The sequence below is a fragment of the Pseudomonas sp. ML2-2023-6 genome (assembly GCF_037055265.1).
Classification (GTDB): Bacteria; Pseudomonadota; Gammaproteobacteria; order Pseudomonadales; family Pseudomonadaceae; genus Aquipseudomonas; species Aquipseudomonas kulmbachensis.
This window is the reverse complement of sequence record NZ_CP146347.1, coordinates 897,105-912,909: the sequence shown is the minus strand read 5'-3', so window position 1 is coordinate 912,909 and position 15,805 is coordinate 897,105. Positions and strand designations below refer to the sequence as shown.

At 58.0% G+C, this 15,805-nt stretch carries 16 protein-coding genes and 1 pseudogene; 10 read left to right on the top strand and 7 right to left on the bottom strand.

Annotated features, from left to right (window positions below):
- Positions 1-111 precede the first annotated feature (111 nt).
- Both V6L79_RS04180 and V6L79_RS04175 read right to left on the bottom strand, forming a co-directional pair.
- Complete coding sequence (locus V6L79_RS04180; RefSeq protein ID WP_261740503.1) at positions 112-732, bottom strand: cytochrome c; 621 nt, start codon at positions 730-732, stop codon at positions 112-114.
- Between the two features lie 46 nt (positions 733-778).
- A pseudogene (locus V6L79_RS04175) lies at positions 779-1,033 on the bottom strand (c-type cytochrome).
- A gap of 190 nt (positions 1,034-1,223) precedes the next feature.
- On the opposite strand from V6L79_RS04175, the gene yihA reads away from it, so the two are divergent.
- Positions 1,224-1,874 carry a ribosome biogenesis GTP-binding protein YihA/YsxC gene (gene yihA, locus V6L79_RS04170; protein WP_261740502.1) on the top strand — a complete coding sequence of 217 codons (651 nt, stop codon included), beginning with the start codon at positions 1,224-1,226 and terminating at the stop codon, positions 1,872-1,874.
- A gap of 327 nt (positions 1,875-2,201) precedes the next feature.
- Here the strand turns inward: yihA and polA are convergent, their stop codons facing one another.
- Positions 2,202-4,970 (bottom strand): DNA polymerase I, encoded by a 2,769-nt coding sequence (polA, locus tag V6L79_RS04165; protein WP_338579859.1) that lies wholly within the window; start codon positions 4,968-4,970, stop codon positions 2,202-2,204.
- A gap of 74 nt (positions 4,971-5,044) precedes the next feature.
- Here polA and V6L79_RS04160 point away from each other — a divergent pair, with 74 nt between their 5' ends.
- Entirely contained in the window at positions 5,045-5,335 is a 291-nt protein-coding gene (locus tag V6L79_RS04160; protein WP_019828138.1) for a DUF2782 domain-containing protein, read from the top strand.
- A 56-nt stretch (positions 5,336-5,391) separates the two neighbouring features.
- A complete protein-coding gene (locus V6L79_RS04155; RefSeq protein WP_261740500.1) occupies positions 5,392-6,342 on the top strand; it encodes a homoserine kinase in 951 nt (316 codons plus the stop codon).
- A 174-nt stretch (positions 6,343-6,516) separates the two neighbouring features.
- On the opposite strand, the gene znuA is transcribed toward V6L79_RS04155, so the two are convergent.
- Complete coding sequence (gene znuA, locus V6L79_RS04150; RefSeq protein ID WP_321835325.1) at positions 6,517-7,437, bottom strand: zinc ABC transporter substrate-binding protein ZnuA; 921 nt, start codon at positions 7,435-7,437, stop codon at positions 6,517-6,519.
- 66 nt (positions 7,438-7,503) lie between these two features.
- Here znuA and V6L79_RS04145 point away from each other — a divergent pair, with 66 nt between their 5' ends.
- From V6L79_RS04145 to V6L79_RS04115, 7 genes are all read left to right on the top strand, one after another.
- Positions 7,504-7,986, top strand: a complete 483-nt coding sequence (locus V6L79_RS04145) for a Fur family transcriptional regulator (RefSeq protein WP_261740498.1) — start codon at positions 7,504-7,506, stop codon at positions 7,984-7,986.
- The gene (znuC, locus tag V6L79_RS04140; protein WP_338579858.1) at positions 7,986-8,774 is read left to right on the top strand and encodes a zinc ABC transporter ATP-binding protein ZnuC; all 789 of its coding nucleotides are present in this window, start codon (positions 7,986-7,988) and stop codon (positions 8,772-8,774) included. Before V6L79_RS04145 ends, znuC begins: the two co-directional genes overlap by 1 nt.
- A complete protein-coding gene (gene znuB / locus V6L79_RS04135) occupies positions 8,767-9,555 on the top strand; it encodes a zinc ABC transporter permease subunit ZnuB (protein WP_261740496.1) in 789 nt (262 codons plus the stop codon). The genes znuC and znuB overlap by 8 nt, the downstream gene beginning before the upstream one ends.
- A 37-nt stretch (positions 9,556-9,592) precedes the next feature.
- On the top strand, positions 9,593-10,309 hold the full coding sequence (locus V6L79_RS04130) for a PA5502 family lipoprotein (protein WP_261740495.1): 717 nt from the start codon (positions 9,593-9,595) through the stop codon (positions 10,307-10,309).
- 213 nt (positions 10,310-10,522) lie between these two features.
- Entirely contained in the window at positions 10,523-11,530 is a 1,008-nt protein-coding gene (locus V6L79_RS04125) for a methionine ABC transporter ATP-binding protein (RefSeq protein ID WP_261742532.1), read from the top strand.
- On the top strand, positions 11,530-12,204 hold the full coding sequence (locus tag V6L79_RS04120) for a methionine ABC transporter permease (protein ID WP_261740494.1): 675 nt from the start codon (positions 11,530-11,532) through the stop codon (positions 12,202-12,204). The genes V6L79_RS04125 and V6L79_RS04120 overlap by 1 nt, the downstream gene beginning before the upstream one ends.
- Before the next feature lie 81 nt (positions 12,205-12,285).
- Complete coding sequence (locus tag V6L79_RS04115) at positions 12,286-13,056, top strand: MetQ/NlpA family ABC transporter substrate-binding protein (RefSeq protein WP_261740493.1); 771 nt, start codon at positions 12,286-12,288, stop codon at positions 13,054-13,056.
- Between the two features lie 169 nt (positions 13,057-13,225).
- Here V6L79_RS04115 and V6L79_RS04110 read toward each other — a convergent pair whose 3' ends face one another.
- From V6L79_RS04110 to V6L79_RS04100, 3 genes are read right to left on the bottom strand one after another with little or no spacing between them, the layout of a single operon-like run.
- Positions 13,226-13,861, bottom strand: a complete 636-nt coding sequence (locus tag V6L79_RS04110; protein ID WP_261740492.1) for an SCO family protein — start codon at positions 13,859-13,861, stop codon at positions 13,226-13,228.
- Positions 13,858-14,757: a heme o synthase gene (cyoE, locus tag V6L79_RS04105; protein ID WP_261740491.1), complete on the bottom strand. Its 900-nt coding sequence runs from the start codon at positions 14,755-14,757 to the stop codon at positions 13,858-13,860. The genes V6L79_RS04110 and cyoE overlap by 4 nt, the downstream gene beginning before the upstream one ends.
- Positions 14,745-15,794, bottom strand: coding sequence for a COX15/CtaA family protein (locus tag V6L79_RS04100; protein WP_338579855.1), 1,050 nt, complete (start codon positions 15,792-15,794; stop codon positions 14,745-14,747). Before V6L79_RS04100 ends, cyoE begins: the two co-directional genes overlap by 13 nt.
- Between the last annotated feature and the right edge of the window lie 11 nt (positions 15,795-15,805).

The following is a 15,805-nucleotide window of genomic DNA, read 5'->3' as shown; positions in this document are numbered from 1 at the left end:
ATGCCATGAAAAAGGGCAGCCGAAGCTGCCCTTTGAGGTTCCCATTCAAGGATTAAACGATCGTTAACGTGGCCAGACGTATCAACACCTGGCCCCGCGACCGTTACAGCCTTAGTGCAGACCTTGAATGTAGCTGGCCAGCGCCTTGATGTCCTTGTTGCTCATCTTGGCAGCGATGCCGCGCATGATCATCGAATCACCATCGTTGGTGCGATCGCCTTCGCGGAAATCAGTCAGCTGCTTCTCGATATAGCTTGCATGCTGACCGCCCAAATGCGGGAAGCCGGCTGCTGCGTTGCCTTGACCGTCCGGCGAGTGGCAACCGGTGCAGGCTGGCATGCCTTTCTCAAGGTTACCGCCACGGAACAAGGCTTCACCCTGGGCAACCAGTGCCGGGTCAGCTGCGCCAACCGAGTTTTTTTGGCTTGAGTAGTAAGCAGCGATGTCGGCAAGGTCCTGATCGTTCAGGTTCGCCAGCAGGCCGGTCATTTCCAGCACCTGGCGCTTGCCGTCCTTGATTTCATGCAACTGCTTGAGCAGGTAGCGATCACCCTGCCCGGCAAGTTTTGGAAAGTTTGGGGCCATGCTATTGCCGTCTGGACCGTGACAAGCGCCACATACAGCGGTTTTTGCCTGACCTGCAGCAGCATCGCCTACAAGAGCGGTGCCTGCAGCCTGGGCAATACCGGTGACGCCCAAGGTCAACAGCAGACTCACTAGTAATTTGTTCATCAGCTAATCCAACTACGGCTAAGGGTTAAAGAGTTATGGGCCGGGCTTACTCGTTCATCCACTGTAGGACGGATCGGTAATTCTCGACACTGCAGTCCATGCACAAACCACGCGGCGGCATCGCCTTGAAACCCTGGGTCACGTGTTGCACCAGCGCTTCCATACCGTGCTCAAACCTTGGCCTTAAGCTGACCAGCATGGCAAACAATACAAACGCGGTTGTACACGGCTTCCGGATCCTGTGTAGCCTGAATGCTGTAACGTGGCATCAAGACACCGGCACTAGCAGCCATTTCGTCATAAAACGACCTTTTCAGGGTTGGGAGCCTGCTGCGTTCTAATGCGCAACCTAGGTTTTTCGCTCCCGTGTTCTTCATCCTACGCTGGGACAAAGCGCACACAAAATCTGCGGCATTATATACTGGCGTCACTGAAACGGAAACGACACGCTCGCCGCGTCCATTCCTGACGCCGCTCACATCGGAAATCCCATGCAACTCAAGAACCCCATTCTCGGTCTGTGCCAACAGGCTACCTTCATGCTCAGCGCTGCCAAAGTCGATCAATGCCCCGACGACGAAGGCTACGAAGTCGCGTTTGCCGGGCGCTCCAACGCCGGCAAGTCCAGTGCACTCAACACTTTGACCCACGCCAGCCTGGCGCGTACGTCGAAAACGCCTGGGCGTACGCAACTGCTGAACTTCTTCCAGCTGGACGAAGAACGTCGCCTGGTCGACCTGCCGGGTTACGGCTACGCCAAGGTGCCAATCCCGCTGAAGCTGCACTGGCAGCGTCACCTAGAAGCCTATTTCGGCAGCCGTGAAAGCCTGCGAGGCGTGATTTTGATGATGGATATCCGTCATCCAATGACCGATTTCGACCTGTTGATGCTCGACTGGACCGTGTCGAGCGGCATGCCGATGCACATTTTGCTGACCAAAGCAGACAAACTGACGTACGGCGCTGCAAAAAATACGCTGCTCAAAATCCAGTCGGACATTCGCAAGCAATGGGGTGATGCCGTCACCATCCAATTGTTCTCCACCCCTAAGCGCATGGGCCTGGAAGAAGCGTACACCGTGCTGGCACGCTGGATGGAGCTGCCGAACAAAGGCGAAGAACTGGTTGAGGCCGGCGAGTAAGAAATCGCAGGCAAAAAAAACCCCGGACTTCGCATGGGGGAAGGAAGTTCGGGGTTCAAGTACTGGACCGCTAGGGCGGGGTCCAGATATCTGCCAACACTTAACACAACATTAGGAGCATTGAAGGGCTTCAGCAGCCATTCAATAAATCTGATGGTGATTGGCAGATTTAGTTCCGAAGGCTTAAAAACTCTTTGAATTAAGCCCTCAAATCTTATGTGGGAGCGGGCTTGCTCGCGATGCAAGCGCCGCGGTGTATCTGATAAACCGCGGCGATACCATCGCGAGCAAGCCCGCGCCCACAGAAAGAAACTGCGTGCAGCCCCTTTAGTGCGCCTCATCCCAGTTGTTGCCCACACCCACTTCGACCACCAGCGGCACATCGAGCTTGGCTGCATCACTCATGTGTACACGTACTTCATCGCGCACCTGATCCACCAGGTCTTCGCGTACTTCGAGCACCAATTCATCGTGTACCTGCAGGATGACGCGGGCATCCAGGCCAGACGCACTCAGCCAGTTATCCACAGCCACCATGGCTTTCTTGATGATATCGGCCGCAGTGCCCTGCATCGGGGCGTTGATTGCCGTGCGCTCGGCACCTTTGCGCAGTGCCGGGTTTTTCGCGTTGATTTCCGGCAGGTACAGGCGTCGACCGAAAATGGTCTCGACATAGCCTTGCTCGGCGGCCTGGGTGCGAGTCCGCTCCATGTAGTCCAGCACCCCCGGGTAGCGCGCAAAATAGCGGTCGATATAGGCCTGAGACTGTTTGCGGTCGACACCGATCTGCTTGGCCAGGCCAAAGGCACTCATGCCGTAGATCAGACCGAAGTTGATCGCCTTGGCGCTGCGACGCTGGTCGGTGGTCACATCAGCCAACTCAACCCCGAATACCTCGGCGGCCGTGGCGCTGTGCACGTCCAGATTGTTGCGGAAGGCGTGCAGCAGGCCTTCGTCCTTGGCCAGGTGCGCCATGATCCGCAATTCGATTTGCGAGTAGTCCGCCGCCAGCAGTTTGTAGCCTTTAGGGGCTACAAACGCCTGACGAATCCGCCGACCTTCTGCGGTACGAATCGGAATGTTCTGCAGGTTTGGATCACTAGAGGACAAACGACCGGTGGCCGTGACCGCCTGGTGGTAGGACGTATGAATTCGCCCCGTACGCGGATTGATTTGCTCAGGTAGGCGATCGGTGTAAGTGCTTTTCAGCTTGCTCATCGAGCGGTACTGCATCAGTACCTTGGGCAGCGGAAAGTCCTGCTCGGCCAGTTCGGCCAACACTGCTTCGGCGGTCGAAGGCTGGCCTTTGGCAGTTTTGCTGATAATCGGCAGACCGAGTTTTTCATACAGAATAACACCCAATTGCTTAGGCGAACTCAGATTGAATTCCTCACCCGCGATAGCGAAAGCCTCACGCTCAAGCGCAACCAGTTTGTCACCCAGCTCAACGCTCTGAATGCCCAGCAGATTGGCATCCACCAGTGCACCCTGACGCTCAATACGCGCCAGTACCGGCACCAGCGGCATTTCAATATCAATCAACACGGTGTTCAGGCTTGGAATTGCAGCCAGCTTTTCGTGCAGTACATGGTGCAAATGCAGGGTCACGTCGGCGTCTTCAGCTGCGTACGGCCCGGCCTGTTCCAGCGAAATCTGGTCAAAGGTCAGTTGCTTGGCGCCTTTGCCTGCGATGTCCTGGAAGCTGGTGGTGGTGTGCCCCAGGTACTTGAGGGCCAGGCTGTCCATGTCGTGACGGCTGCCCGTGGAGTCGAGTACATAGGACTCAAGCATGGTGTCAAAGGCAACGCCCTGCACCATGATCCCGCACGCCTGATCGCCACCGATGGCGCAGTTGGCCAGAATATTCATGTCGTACTTGGCGTGTTGTCCGACCTTGGCTTTGCTCGGGTCTTCCAGCAACGGCTTGAGAGCACGCAAAACAGTGTCGCGATCCAGCTGCTCGGGCACGCCCATATAGGAGTGGGTCAACGGAATGTAGGCCGCTTCGCCGGGTTTGACCGCGAACGACAGCCCCACCAGTTGCGCCTTCTGCGCATCAAGGCCAGTGGTTTCGGTATCAAAGGCAATCAACTTGGCGTCGTTGAGCTTTTTCAGCCACACATCGAAACGAACCTGATCAAGGATGGTTTCGTACTGCTGTTGCGCTTCGGCCAGGGCTTCAGGCGCTTCATGAACAATAACCTGGCCGGCACGCTTGGCCTCGCGCTCAACCTCGGCAATCCAGCTTTTGAATTCCAGTTCGGTGTATAGCTCAATCAGTTTTTCGCAGTCGGGGGCCTTGAGGTGCAAGTCTTCCAGGCCGACGTCCAGCGGCACATCGATCTTGATCGTGGCCAACTGGTACGACAAAAATGCCATTTCCCGGTGTTCTTCAAGTTTGGCGGGCAGATTTTTCGCGCCACGGATGGGCAGGGTCGGCACGATATCGAGTTTTTCGTACAGGTCGACCAGCCCCCCGCCTACGCCTACCAGCAAACCAGAAGCGGTTTTTGGACCAATACCCGGCACCCCAGGAATGTTGTCGGACGAATCGCCCATCAGCGCGAGATAGTCGATGATCTGCTCGGGCGAGACGCCAAACTTCTCTTTAACGCCCTCAATGTCCATCACGCTGCCGGTCATGGTGTTGACCAGGGTGATGTGCCCATCGACCAGTTGCGCCATGTCCTTGTCGCCGGTCGAGATGACCACCGGTCGGTCTGCCGCGGCGCTGCTGCGGGCCAGAGTACCGATTACATCGTCCGCCTCAACGCCTTCAACGCACAGTAAAGGGAAACCCAGCGCGATCACGCTGGCGTGCAATGGCTCGATTTGCACCCGCATGTCATCGGGCATGCTCGGGCGATTGGCCTTGTATTCGGCGTACATGTCATCGCGAAATGTCCCGCCCTTGGCATCAAAAACCACCGCAAACGGACTGTCCGGATACTGCTTGCGCAGGCTTTTGAGCATGTTCAACACGCCCTTTACGGCGCCGGTGGGCAGGCCCTTGGACGTAGTCAGCGGCGGCAGCGCGTGAAAAGCGCGGTACAGATATGAAGAACCGTCCACCAGGACGAGGGGAGCTTGGCTCATGAGCAGGATCAACCTTTTCGGCGAGTCCGGCGCTAGAATGTCCGGACCAATGACGACAAAGGGACAAGGTTATCATGCGCACACTCAATCGCCTGTTGCTGACCGGTTTGTTTGCATTCACTCCGCTGGTAACCTTCGCAGCAGATGAAGCAGTCACCGCCGATCCAGATGTAACCATTCGCACGGAAGGCGATAAAACCATTCAGGAATACCGTCAAAACGGTTTTCTGTACGCCATCAAGGTCACCCCAAAAGGGGGCAAACCGTACTTTTTGGTACGCGCTGATGGTACTGATGCCAATTACATCCGTTCCGACCAGCCGGATATGCTGATTCCTTCGTGGAAAATCTTCGAATGGAAGTAGCGTCTTAACTTTAATTGGCGCCGCCTCGCACGGCGCCCGTACTGGCAATTTAAATCATGTCTGTATTCACCCCACTGACTCGCAGCGAGTTGGAAACCTTCCTTGCGCCTTACGAACTCGGCCGCCTGCTCGATTTCCAGGGGATTGCCGCGGGTAGCGAAAATACCAACTACTTCATCAGCCTGGAGCAGGGTGAGTTTGTCCTGACCCTGGTTGAGCGCGGTCCGGTCAAAGAGATGCCGTTCTTTATCGAGTTGCTGGATGTGCTGCATGAGGCCGATTTGCCGGTGCCTTTCGCCCTGCGCACCGTTGACGGGCAAGCCCTGCGTGAACTCAAGGGCAAGCCGGCGCTGCTGCAGCCGCGCCTCGCGGGCAAGCACATTCGTGAAGCCAACGCCCAGCACTGCGCTCAAGTCGGGGAGTTGCTCGGCCACTTGCATACCGCCACCCGCAACAATGTGCTGGAGCGCAAGACTGACCGCGGTCTGGACTGGATGCTGGCTGAAGGGCCAGCGTTGATGGCCGACCTGACGCCTGACTCGGCTGAACTGCTGCAAAAGGCGCTCCAGGAAATCACTGAGCACAAGGCACAGATTCTGGCGCTTCCCCGGGCCAATCTGCACGGCGATTTGTTTCGCGATAACGCGATGTTCGAAGGCACGCATCTGACGGGGCTGATCGACTTTTACAACGCCTGCTCTGGGCCGATGCTGTACGACGTGGCGATTGCCCTGAATGACTGGTGCGCTGACGAAGAAGGTCAAATTGATGGCCCGCGCGCGCGCGCACTGCTTGGCGCCTATGCTGCTCTGCGCCCGTTCACTGCCAGTGAGGCCGAGCTGTGGCCAACCATGCTGCGTATTGCCTGCGTGCGGTTCTGGTTGTCACGCCTGATCGCCGCCCAGACTTTTGCCGGTCAGGACGTGCTGATTCACGATCCGGGCGAATTTGAAACGCGCCTGGCATTGCGTCAGAAAGTAACCCTCCATCTGCCGTTCGCGTTGTAAGTATTTTCGTAGCAGCTGCCGAAGGAACGAGGCTGCGTCCGGCGGCGTAGCCGTCGTAAAATCAGCACAAGCGATCATTCAATTGAAACGCGCATCCTGATTTTACGATTGCTTCGCAATCGAACGCAGCCTCGTTCCTACGGCAGCTGCTACGCGTTTAGCGTCAACTCAGCCTTACAAACTCTCCAGGCACCCCGCCAGGTCATTGCCCAGCTTTTCCAGCAACTGCTCATAACCCTGCGCTGTCGCCGGGGTGTAGCCACCCAACGCATCCAGTTCCGCCAACTTGACCGGCAAGCCCGCAGTCAGAGTATCCGCCAGGCGCGGACGCAGCGGCGGGTCACTGAACACACAGGTCTTGCCCACTTCCTGCAAGCGCTTGCGCATGGCCGCTACGTGCTGAGCACCCGGCTGCACTTCCGAAGCCACACTGAACGTACCCGCGTGTTTAAGGCCGTAGGCGCTTTCAAAGTAGTCGTAGCCTTCATGGAAGACGAAGAACGGTTTGTCGGCAATGCCCGCCAAGCGCGCTTTAAGGCGCGCATTCAATGCATCCAGACGCTCATTGAAAGCCTTGAGGTTGCTCTGATATTTCGCCGCATTGGCCGGATCTTTTTCGCTCAGGTCCGCCGCCATTTTGGCAGCGATCACCCGCGCGTTGTCCGGGGCCAGCCACAGGTGAGCATCCAGCGTACCGGGACGATGATCGTGATCGTGTTCAGCCGCATCTTCTTCGTGCGAGTGGCTATCTTCGGTGAAATGACGCAACTTCAATCCCGGCAGGGCTTGTACCGTTACCGATGGCAGGGTGCGGGTCTTGATCACCCGGGGCAAAAAGCCTTCCATGTCCGGGCCGATCCAGTACAAAAGATCAGCCGACTGCACACGCCGTACGTCGGATGGGCGCAACGCATAGTTATGCGGCGAGGCGTTAGGCGGCAAAAGCACCTCCGGGTGCCCGACGCCGTCCTGTACGGCAGCAGCAATCAGCTGTAGCGGTTTGATGCTGGTCAGCACATTGACCTCGGCCTGAGCCGGGTTAATCACAAGCAAACTGGCACTTAGAGCAAGAAATAAGGAAAAAAGACGGGGCACGATGAGCACTCATGGTGGCTGAAACAGGTAACATAATAACGTCTCTCTCAAAAATCGTCGCCGCCCATGCCTATAACACCGCTTGCCAGTCGTCCACATGACCATTCTCATTGTGTCCACAGTGCGCTTACTGAGGCAGATGTCCTGTGCGCACAAAAGGGCCTGCGCCTGACCGCATTGCGTCGACGAGTGCTGGAGCTGGTGTGGCAGAGCCACAAGCCGCTGGGCGCCTACGACATCCTGGCGGTACTCAGCGAGCAGGATGGGCGCCGCGCTGCGCCGCCGACCGTTTATCGGGCATTGGACTTCCTGTTAGATAACGGCCTTGTACACCGCATTTCGTCGCTTAATGCCTTTGTCGGCTGCAGCCACCCCGAACATCCGCATCAAGGCCAATTCCTGATTTGCCGCAGCTGCCATGCGGCCATTGAACTTGAACAAAAAACCATCAGTGACGCGATTATCCAGAGCGCGCGCGATGTCGGCTTTACTGTCGAAGGCCAGACCGTCGAAGTGGTTGGTTTGTGTTCGGGTTGCCGGGAGGCCTGATGAGCGCTGCACTGATTCGCCTGCAACACGTGACCGTGACCTATGCCGGGCAAAACGTACTCGACAACATTGAGCTGAGCGTTGAGCCGGGCCAGATCGTGACCCTGATCGGCCCCAACGGCGCGGGTAAAACCACGCTGGTCAAGGCCGTGCTCGGCCTGCTCAAACCCACCAGCGGCAGTGTTTGGCGCAAACCAAAGCTGCGCGTCGGGTATATGCCGCAAAAACTGCACGTCGATCCTACATTGCCACTGTCCGTACTGCGTTTTTTGCGCCTGGTGCCGGGGGTGGATCGCGCTCAGGCACTGGCCGCACTCAAAGAGGTTGGGGCCGAAAAGGTCATCGACAGTCCGGTACAGAGCGTTTCAGGCGGTGAAATTCAACGCGTGCTGCTGGCCCGTGCCCTGTTGCGCAAGCCCGAACTGCTGGTGCTCGACGAACCGGTACAAGGCGTGGACGTAGCGGGCCAATCAGAGTTGTACGCCCTGATCACCCGCCTGCGCGACCGTCACGGCTGCGGCGTGCTGATGGTCTCGCACGATCTGCATCTGGTCATGAGTACCACCGATCAGGTGGTGTGCCTCAACCGCCACGTCTGCTGCTCGGGTCATCCGGAGCAGGTAAGCGGCGACCCGGCCTTTGTTGAGCTGTTTGGCAAAAACGCGCAAAGCCTGGCGATTTATCACCACCATCACGACCACGCCCATGATTTACATGGCTCGGTGGTCAGCGAAGGCACCCCGGCGGCATCCGCCCACGTTCATGGAGAAGGCTGCAAGCATGGCTGATTTTCTGCTTTACGCCCTGCTGGCAGGCCTGGCTTTGGCACTTGTTGCAGGCCCTCTGGGTTCATTCGTGGTGTGGCGGCGCATGGCTTATTTCGGCGACACGCTGTCGCACGCGGCCCTGCTGGGCGTGGCAATGGGTTTCTTGCTGGATATCAGCCCGACCATTGCCGTGACCGTGGGATGCCTATTGCTAGCGGTGCTGCTAGTCACGCTTCAACAGCGCCAATCGCTTGCTTCCGACACACTGCTCGGAATTCTCGCACCCAGCACCTTGTCCCTCGGGCTGGTCGTACTAAGCTTCATGCATGAAGTTAGGATCGATCTGATGGCATATCTGTTTGGTGACCTACTGGCCATCAGCCCAACCGATCTGATGTGGATTCTGGGCGGCAGCGCTGCCGTGCTGACCTTGCTGGTTGCGCTGTGGCGCCCGTTACTGGCAATCACTGTGCATGAAGAATTGGCGATGGTTGAAGGCTTGCCCGTCGCAGCATTACGCTTGACCCTGATGCTGCTTATTGCAGTGGTGATTGCCGTGGCGATGAAAATCGTCGGCGTACTGCTGATCACTTCCTTGCTGATTATTCCGGCAGCAGCAGCTCAACGTCATGCCCGTTCTCCGGAGCAAATGGCACTGGGTGCCAGCGCTCTTGGAGTACTGGCGGTATGTGGTGGCCTTGCACTGTCATGGTTCAAGGACACGCCAGCGGGACCATCGATTGTGGTGTGTGCCGCCGCACTGTTTTTGCTGAGTTTTGTTCTGCCCCGTCGAGGGGTGTAGACTTGCTTGTTTTTTGCGCACTTAGAGAGCCGCAGGAATGAAGCTGTTCAACTCCCGTTACTTGCTCCTGGCCGCATTTTCCTTGCTGCTGGGCGCCTGCCAAAGCACGCCGTCGGCCGACACTACTGCCGCCGACGCACGCGCTGTGGCCATCGCACAGCTGGAGAAAAACCTGGCCAGCAGCGAACTTGCGACTGCTGAGGACCAACTGAGCGCCTTGCAGGCCCAAACGCCGGACGATCCACAACTGGTGCAGTACCAGCGCCAGCTGGCCGAAGCCTACTTGCAGCGCAGCCAGATCGTTCTGCAAAAAGGTGATGTCAACGCCGCAGCCACTGCCCTGAGCCGTGCTCGAGCCCTGATGCCCAAGGCACCTGCACTGACTGGCGGCGTCAACAGCGCCATCACCCAGGCCCGTAAAGCCGAACTGGACAAGGCCGAAGCCGCGCTCAAGGCTGCAGAAGCCCGACCTGCGGCCAAGGTCATCGACCCGGCAGCCGAAAGTACTACCGTAGCGCTGAACATCGACGATATTGAAAAACTTCGCCATCAACTGGATTTGATCGCGCAAGATATCGTCAATTACCAGTGTGCCGTCAGCTTGCAGGTTCCGCGTACGGCTGATTACCCCTGGCTGGCAACGCTGATCAGCAAGCGGGTTAAAAAGCTCGACCCCGGGTTTGACCTGAGCCTTGAGCGTCAGATCATTCGCCATGTGCCTGCGCAATTGGTGCTGACACCGCGCAAGCCTTGAAACAAAAAATCGCCGCCTGTGCCAACCCAGAGTTTTGTGCCCTTGCACAACACTGGCACACGCGGCGATTGGCATTTTCTGACCTCTGATTTCTTATTCCAAAATCAGAGGTTTGGCCATTAATAAATGCTAAGTCAAGCATATGCCGACACGATAAGATGCGTGCCCGGCTTACCGCTGAACTTCTATTTACGCGCCCACAAGGTTCGCTACGTGATTGAGTTTCATAACGTTCATAAAACTTACCGGGTTGCCGGTAAGGACATCCCCGCGTTGCACTCCACCAGCTTGCGTATCGAGAGCGGCCAGGTGTTCGGCCTGATCGGCCACTCCGGCGCGGGTAAAAGTACATTGCTGCGCCTGATCAACCGCCTCGAAACCCCGAGCGGCGGCCAGATCATCGTCGACAACGAAGACGTGACCGCGATGGATTCCAACGGCCTGCGCCGTTTCCGTCAGCAAGTCGGCATGATTTTCCAGCATTTCAACCTGCTGGCCTCCAAAACCGTGGCCGATAACGTAGCGATGCCGCTGACACTGGCCGGTGAATTGTCCCGCAGTGCCATCGACCAGCGCGTTGCCGAACTGCTTGAACGCGTAGGTTTGTCCGATCACGCCAAGAAATACCCGGCGCAACTCTCGGGCGGCCAAAAACAACGTGTGGGCATTGCCCGTGCCCTGGCCACCAAACCCAAGGTGTTGCTGTGCGACGAGGCCACCAGTGCCCTCGACCCACAAACCACCGCCTCGGTTTTGCAGTTGCTGGCAGAGATCAACCGCGAACTGAAACTGACCATTGTGCTGATCACCCACGAGATGGATGTGATCCGTCGCGTGTGTGACGTAGTGGCGGTGATGGATGCTGGCGTTATCGTCGAGCAAGGCCCGGTGGCCGAGGTGTTCCTGCACCCCAAGCACCCGACCACCCGGCGTTTTGTGCAAGAAGACGAGCAAATCGACGAGAGCGAGCAGCGCGACGATTTCGCCCACGTCCCTGGCCGCATCGTACGCCTGACCTTCCAGGGCGAAGCTACCTACGCACCCTTGCTGGGCACAATTGCCCGCGAAACGGGTGTGGACTACAGCATCCTGGCCGGTCGCATTGACCGCATCAAAGACACCCCTTATGGGCAACTGACCCTCGCCATCACCGGTGGCGACATGGAAGCGGCGTTTGCCCGCTTCATTGCCGCTGACGTTCATATGGAGGTGCTGCGCTAATGGAAACTTTCTTGGGCTTTTTCGCCAATATCGACTGGTACGAAATCTGGCTGGCCACCGGCGACACCATGGTCATGCTCAGCGGTTCGCTGCTGTTCACCGTGTTGCTTGGCCTGCCGCTGGGCATCCTGCTGTTTCTGTGCAGCCCACGCCAGTTGCTTGAACAAAAAAATCTGTATGCCGCGCTGTCGTTTGTGGTGAACATTCTGCGTTCGCTGCCGTTCATCATCCTGTTGGTCGTCATGATCCCCTTCACCGTGATGATTACCGGCACATCATTGGGTGTTGCAGGGGCTATCCCGCCACTGGTGGTGGGCGCCACGCCATTCTTTGCACGCCTTGTTGAAACCGCCTTTCGTGAAGTGGATCGCGGCATCATCGAAGCCACCCAGGCAATGGGCGCCAATACGCGTCAAATTATTACCAACGCCTTGTTGCCAGAAGCGCGCCCCGGCATATTTGCAGCGATTACGGTGACCGCGATTACGCTGGTGGGCTACACCGCAATGGCGGGCGTGGTCGGCGCTGGCGGCCTGGGCGATTTGGCCATCCGGTTCGGCTACCAGCGTTTCCAACCGGACGTGATGATCGTCACAGTGGTGCTGTTGCTGATTCTGGTGCAAATTCTGCAGACCGTTGGCGACAGGCTGGTGGTGCACTTTTCCCGCAAGTAAGTGCGACCCGAGTTTATAAACGTAACCGCCAGCCCGCGGCTGGCAGATACCTGACCTCAGGTATTCACAAGGAGTTGCTGAATGAAGAAGTTATTTGCTGCTGTCGCAGCTGTTGCTGCGTTCTCGGCCCACGCTGGCGATCTGTCGGTAGCCGCATCCCCGGTGCCGCATGCCGAAATCCTGGAGTTCGTGAAACCTGCACTGGCCAAAGAGGGCGTCAACCTCAAGGTCAAGGTCTTCACCGACTACATCCAGCCCAACGTACAAGTCGCCGAAAAGCGTCTGGACGCCAACTTCTTCCAGCACCAGCCGTACCTGGATGAGTTCAACAAGGCCAAGGGCACCCACCTGGTCAGCGTTGCCGCTGTTCACCTGGAGCCGCTGGGCGCTTATTCGAGCAAGTACAAAAAGCTTGATGAGATCAAGGACGGCAGCACCGTCGTGATCCCCAATGACGCCACCAACGGCGGCCGCGCGTTGCTGCTGCTGGACAAGGCAGGCCTGATCAAGCTCAAGGACTCGAGCAACATCCTGTCCACGATCAAGGACATCACTGCCAACCCGAAAAACCTGAAGTTCCGCGAGCTGGAAGCAGCCACTATTCCGCGCGTGCTGACCCAGGTTGATCTGGCGCTGATCAACACCAACTATGCGCTGGAAGCCAAGCTGAACCCGGAAAAAGACGCACTGGTCATCGAAGGCAGCGACTCGCCTTACGTGAACATTCTGGTAGCTCGCCCGGACGATAAAGATTCGGCTGACATGCAAAAGCTGGTTGCAGCGCTGCACACCCCGGAAGTAAAAGCGTTCATTCTTGAGAAGTACAAAGGCGCCATCGTTCCGGCGTTCTAAGCCTGTTCTGTAGCAGCTGCCGAAGGAACGAGGCTGCGTTCGATTGCGAAGCGATCGTAAAATCAGAGTGCGTGGTTCAATTGAATGATCGCGTGTACTGATTTTACGACGGCTGCGCCGCCGGACGCAGCCTCGTTCCTTCGGCAACTGCTACAAAATCCAGCCCCCCTTACTTCCTCTCAACCAACCCCGGCAACTGGGCAACCATCTTCGGTGTGCTAAACGGTGCGCGAATAAAACCTCGCTGAGTACCGTCCGGCCCGATCAACGCCAGGTTGCCGCTGTGATCCACCGTGTAATTCGGTTTACTGGTATCCGCCGGGATAAACGGGATGCTCACCGCGTTCGCCAACGTTTGCAGCTCATCGATAGAACCCGGCGTCAGACCCACAAACTGCGGATCGAAGTAGCCCAGGTATTGCTTGAGCTGTTGCGGGGTGTCGCGATTGGGGTCGACGCTGACCAGTACGATTTGCAGTTTGTCCTGCACCTCTTTAGGCAGCTCGCTTTTGATCTGGCGCAGTTGCGCCAGGGTGGTCGGGCAGATGTCCGGGCAGAAGGTGTAGCCAAAAAACAGCATGCTCCATTTGTCTTTCAGCTCGTTCATCACCACCGGCTGACCGTCCTGATTGGTCATCTTCAGGTCCGGCAACTGACGGCTTTGCGGCAGCAAAATAATTCCTGCATCAATCAGCGACGTGTTATCGCCCTGGCCTTTGCCCGACATCATTTTGTTAAACGTCAGGCCCATGACCAAAGCCACCAGCGCAACGAGGATATAGACGGTTTTTTGAGTTCTAGTCATAGGTTCAACATTAGATAGTGGTCGACAAGCAGCGCGATAAACAGCAAGAACAAGTAATAGATAGAGTACTTGAACGTGTTGATCGCCGCGTGCGGCTGGGTGCCACGGTACAGCACCCACGCCCAATGCAGAAAGCGTGCGCCCAACCCTAGCGCACAGGCCAGATAGAGCAAGCCGCTCATGTGAATCACAAACGGCAGCAGGCTGACCGCCAGCAATACCAAGGTGTACAGCAGGATATGCACCTTGGTGTAGTGCTCACCATGGGTTACCGGCAACATTGGAATATCCGCCTTGGCGTATTCCTCCTTGCGATGTATGGCCAGCGCCCAAAAATGCGGCGGGGTCCAGGCGAAGATAATCAACACCAGCAGCAAAGGCTCGGCAGTCACCTGCCCCGTCACCGCCACCCAGCCCAACAATGGCGGCGCCGCCCCGGCCAACCCGCCGATAACGATGTTTTGCGGCGTGGCCCGCTTCAGGAAACCGGTGTAAATCACCGCATAGCCGAGCAGCGATGCCAGTGTCAGCCAGGCCGTCAGCGGGTTGGTAAACGCCAGTAACAAGCCCATGCCCGCCAATGCCAGCAACAAGGCAAATGCCAGCGCCGCAAGCGGCGACACTCGCCCCTGCGCCAGCGGCCGCTTCTGGGTGCGCGCCATGACCGCGTCAATACGCCGGTCCACCACATGGTTGACCGCCGCCGCGCCCCCCGCACACAGGCCGATGCCCAGATTGCCGAAGATCAGCACGGTCCAGGGCACTCCGGCGCGTGTTGCCAAAAACATGCCCACCAGTGAGGTAATCAGCATCAGTACCAGCACTTTGGGTTTGGTCAGCTCCAGATAATCGCGCCACAACGCCTGCTGCGGGCGTTCGCCAATCACGGTCGCCACGGCTGCTCTCCTTTAAGGCTGTAGGTCCAGCGGGCAAAGCGCGGGGCCCTGACCCTGACCAGCGCCGTTCGTGCGTGGTAATTGACCAGCACCAGCGTCAGCAACAGCGCAGCGCCCCCGGCGTTGTGTGCCACCGCCACCTCCAGCGGCAAGCCAAACAGTACGTTGCTAAGCCCTAGGCTGATTTGGGCCGCCAAGGCCACCAGCAGCAACCCGGCCAAGCGGGTCATGCCGACCTTGCGCAGCTGCCAGGCCAGGCCCAGCAATACCAGGGTCAGCAGCATCGCGCCGAGGCGGTGGGTGAGGTGAATTGCGGTGCGGGCCTCACTGTCCAGTTGCCCGCCCAGGTAGTTGGGACCAATGTGCTGAGTCAGATGAAAGCCATTGGCAAAATCAGCCTCGGGCCACCATTGCCCGTGACAGGTCGGCACATCGACACACGCCACCGCGGCATAGTTGGAGCTGACCCAGCCACCTAGCGCAATTTGCATGATCGCCAGCACCAGCCCAGCCGTAGCCCAACGCTGCAAGCGCCGCGGCACGGCCAGCGCAGGCAATACGCCGGACAGGCGCAGGGTCAGCAAAAACAGCAGGCTCAAGGTCGCAAAACCGCCGAGCAAATGCCCGGTAACCACTTGCGGCCACAGTTTGAGCGTCACCGTCCACATGCCAAAAGCCGCCTGGGCCAGCACCACCAGCAAGATAAACAGCGGCAGCTTGAGCGGCTGATCCGGCAGATGCCGTTGCGACCAGGCCCGTGCCGCCAGCAACACAATCAACAGGCCCAGGGTGCCGGCGAAATAGCGATGGGTCATTTCACTCCAACCCTTGTCGGCCTCTACCGGAGTATCCGGAAAGTGCAGTTCGGCATGGGCCAGTTGCGCCTCGGTCTGCGGCACGCTGATAAAACCATAGCAGCCAGGCCAATCCGGGCAGCCTAGCCCCGCGTGGGTCAGGCGGGTGTAGGCGCCGAGCAGCACCACCACCAACGCCAGCAAAGTGGCAAGCAACGCGAGGCGAAATCCAGCTTTGGCCATGACCGTGCCCT

What these genes read in the sequence shown, in the direction of transcription:
- polA (WP_338579859.1), bottom strand. Translation starts at nt 4,970, where the DNA reads ATGAGCCAAGCTCCCCTCGTCCTGGTGGACGGTTCTTCATATCTGTAC.
- V6L79_RS04155 (WP_261740500.1), top strand. Translation starts at nt 5,392, where the DNA reads ATGTCTGTATTCACCCCACTGACTCGCAGCGAGTTGGAAACCTTCCTT.
- V6L79_RS04100 (WP_338579855.1), bottom strand. Translation starts at nt 15,794, where the DNA reads ATGGCCAAAGCTGGATTTCGCCTCGCGTTGCTTGCCACTTTGCTGGCG.
- V6L79_RS04110 (WP_261740492.1), bottom strand. Translation starts at nt 13,861, where the DNA reads ATGACTAGAACTCAAAAAACCGTCTATATCCTCGTTGCGCTGGTGGCT.
- V6L79_RS04120 (WP_261740494.1), top strand. Translation starts at nt 11,530, where the DNA reads ATGGAAACTTTCTTGGGCTTTTTCGCCAATATCGACTGGTACGAAATC.
- V6L79_RS04115 (WP_261740493.1), top strand. Translation starts at nt 12,286, where the DNA reads ATGAAGAAGTTATTTGCTGCTGTCGCAGCTGTTGCTGCGTTCTCGGCC.
- znuC (WP_338579858.1), top strand. Translation starts at nt 7,986, where the DNA reads ATGAGCGCTGCACTGATTCGCCTGCAACACGTGACCGTGACCTATGCC.
- yihA (WP_261740502.1), top strand. Translation starts at nt 1,224, where the DNA reads ATGCAACTCAAGAACCCCATTCTCGGTCTGTGCCAACAGGCTACCTTC.
- V6L79_RS04180 (WP_261740503.1), bottom strand. Translation starts at nt 732, where the DNA reads ATGAACAAATTACTAGTGAGTCTGCTGTTGACCTTGGGCGTCACCGGT.
- V6L79_RS04160 (WP_019828138.1), top strand. Translation starts at nt 5,045, where the DNA reads ATGCGCACACTCAATCGCCTGTTGCTGACCGGTTTGTTTGCATTCACT.
- V6L79_RS04145 (WP_261740498.1), top strand. Translation starts at nt 7,504, where the DNA reads ATGCCTATAACACCGCTTGCCAGTCGTCCACATGACCATTCTCATTGT.
- znuB (WP_261740496.1), top strand. Translation starts at nt 8,767, where the DNA reads ATGGCTGATTTTCTGCTTTACGCCCTGCTGGCAGGCCTGGCTTTGGCA.
- V6L79_RS04130 (WP_261740495.1), top strand. Translation starts at nt 9,593, where the DNA reads ATGAAGCTGTTCAACTCCCGTTACTTGCTCCTGGCCGCATTTTCCTTG.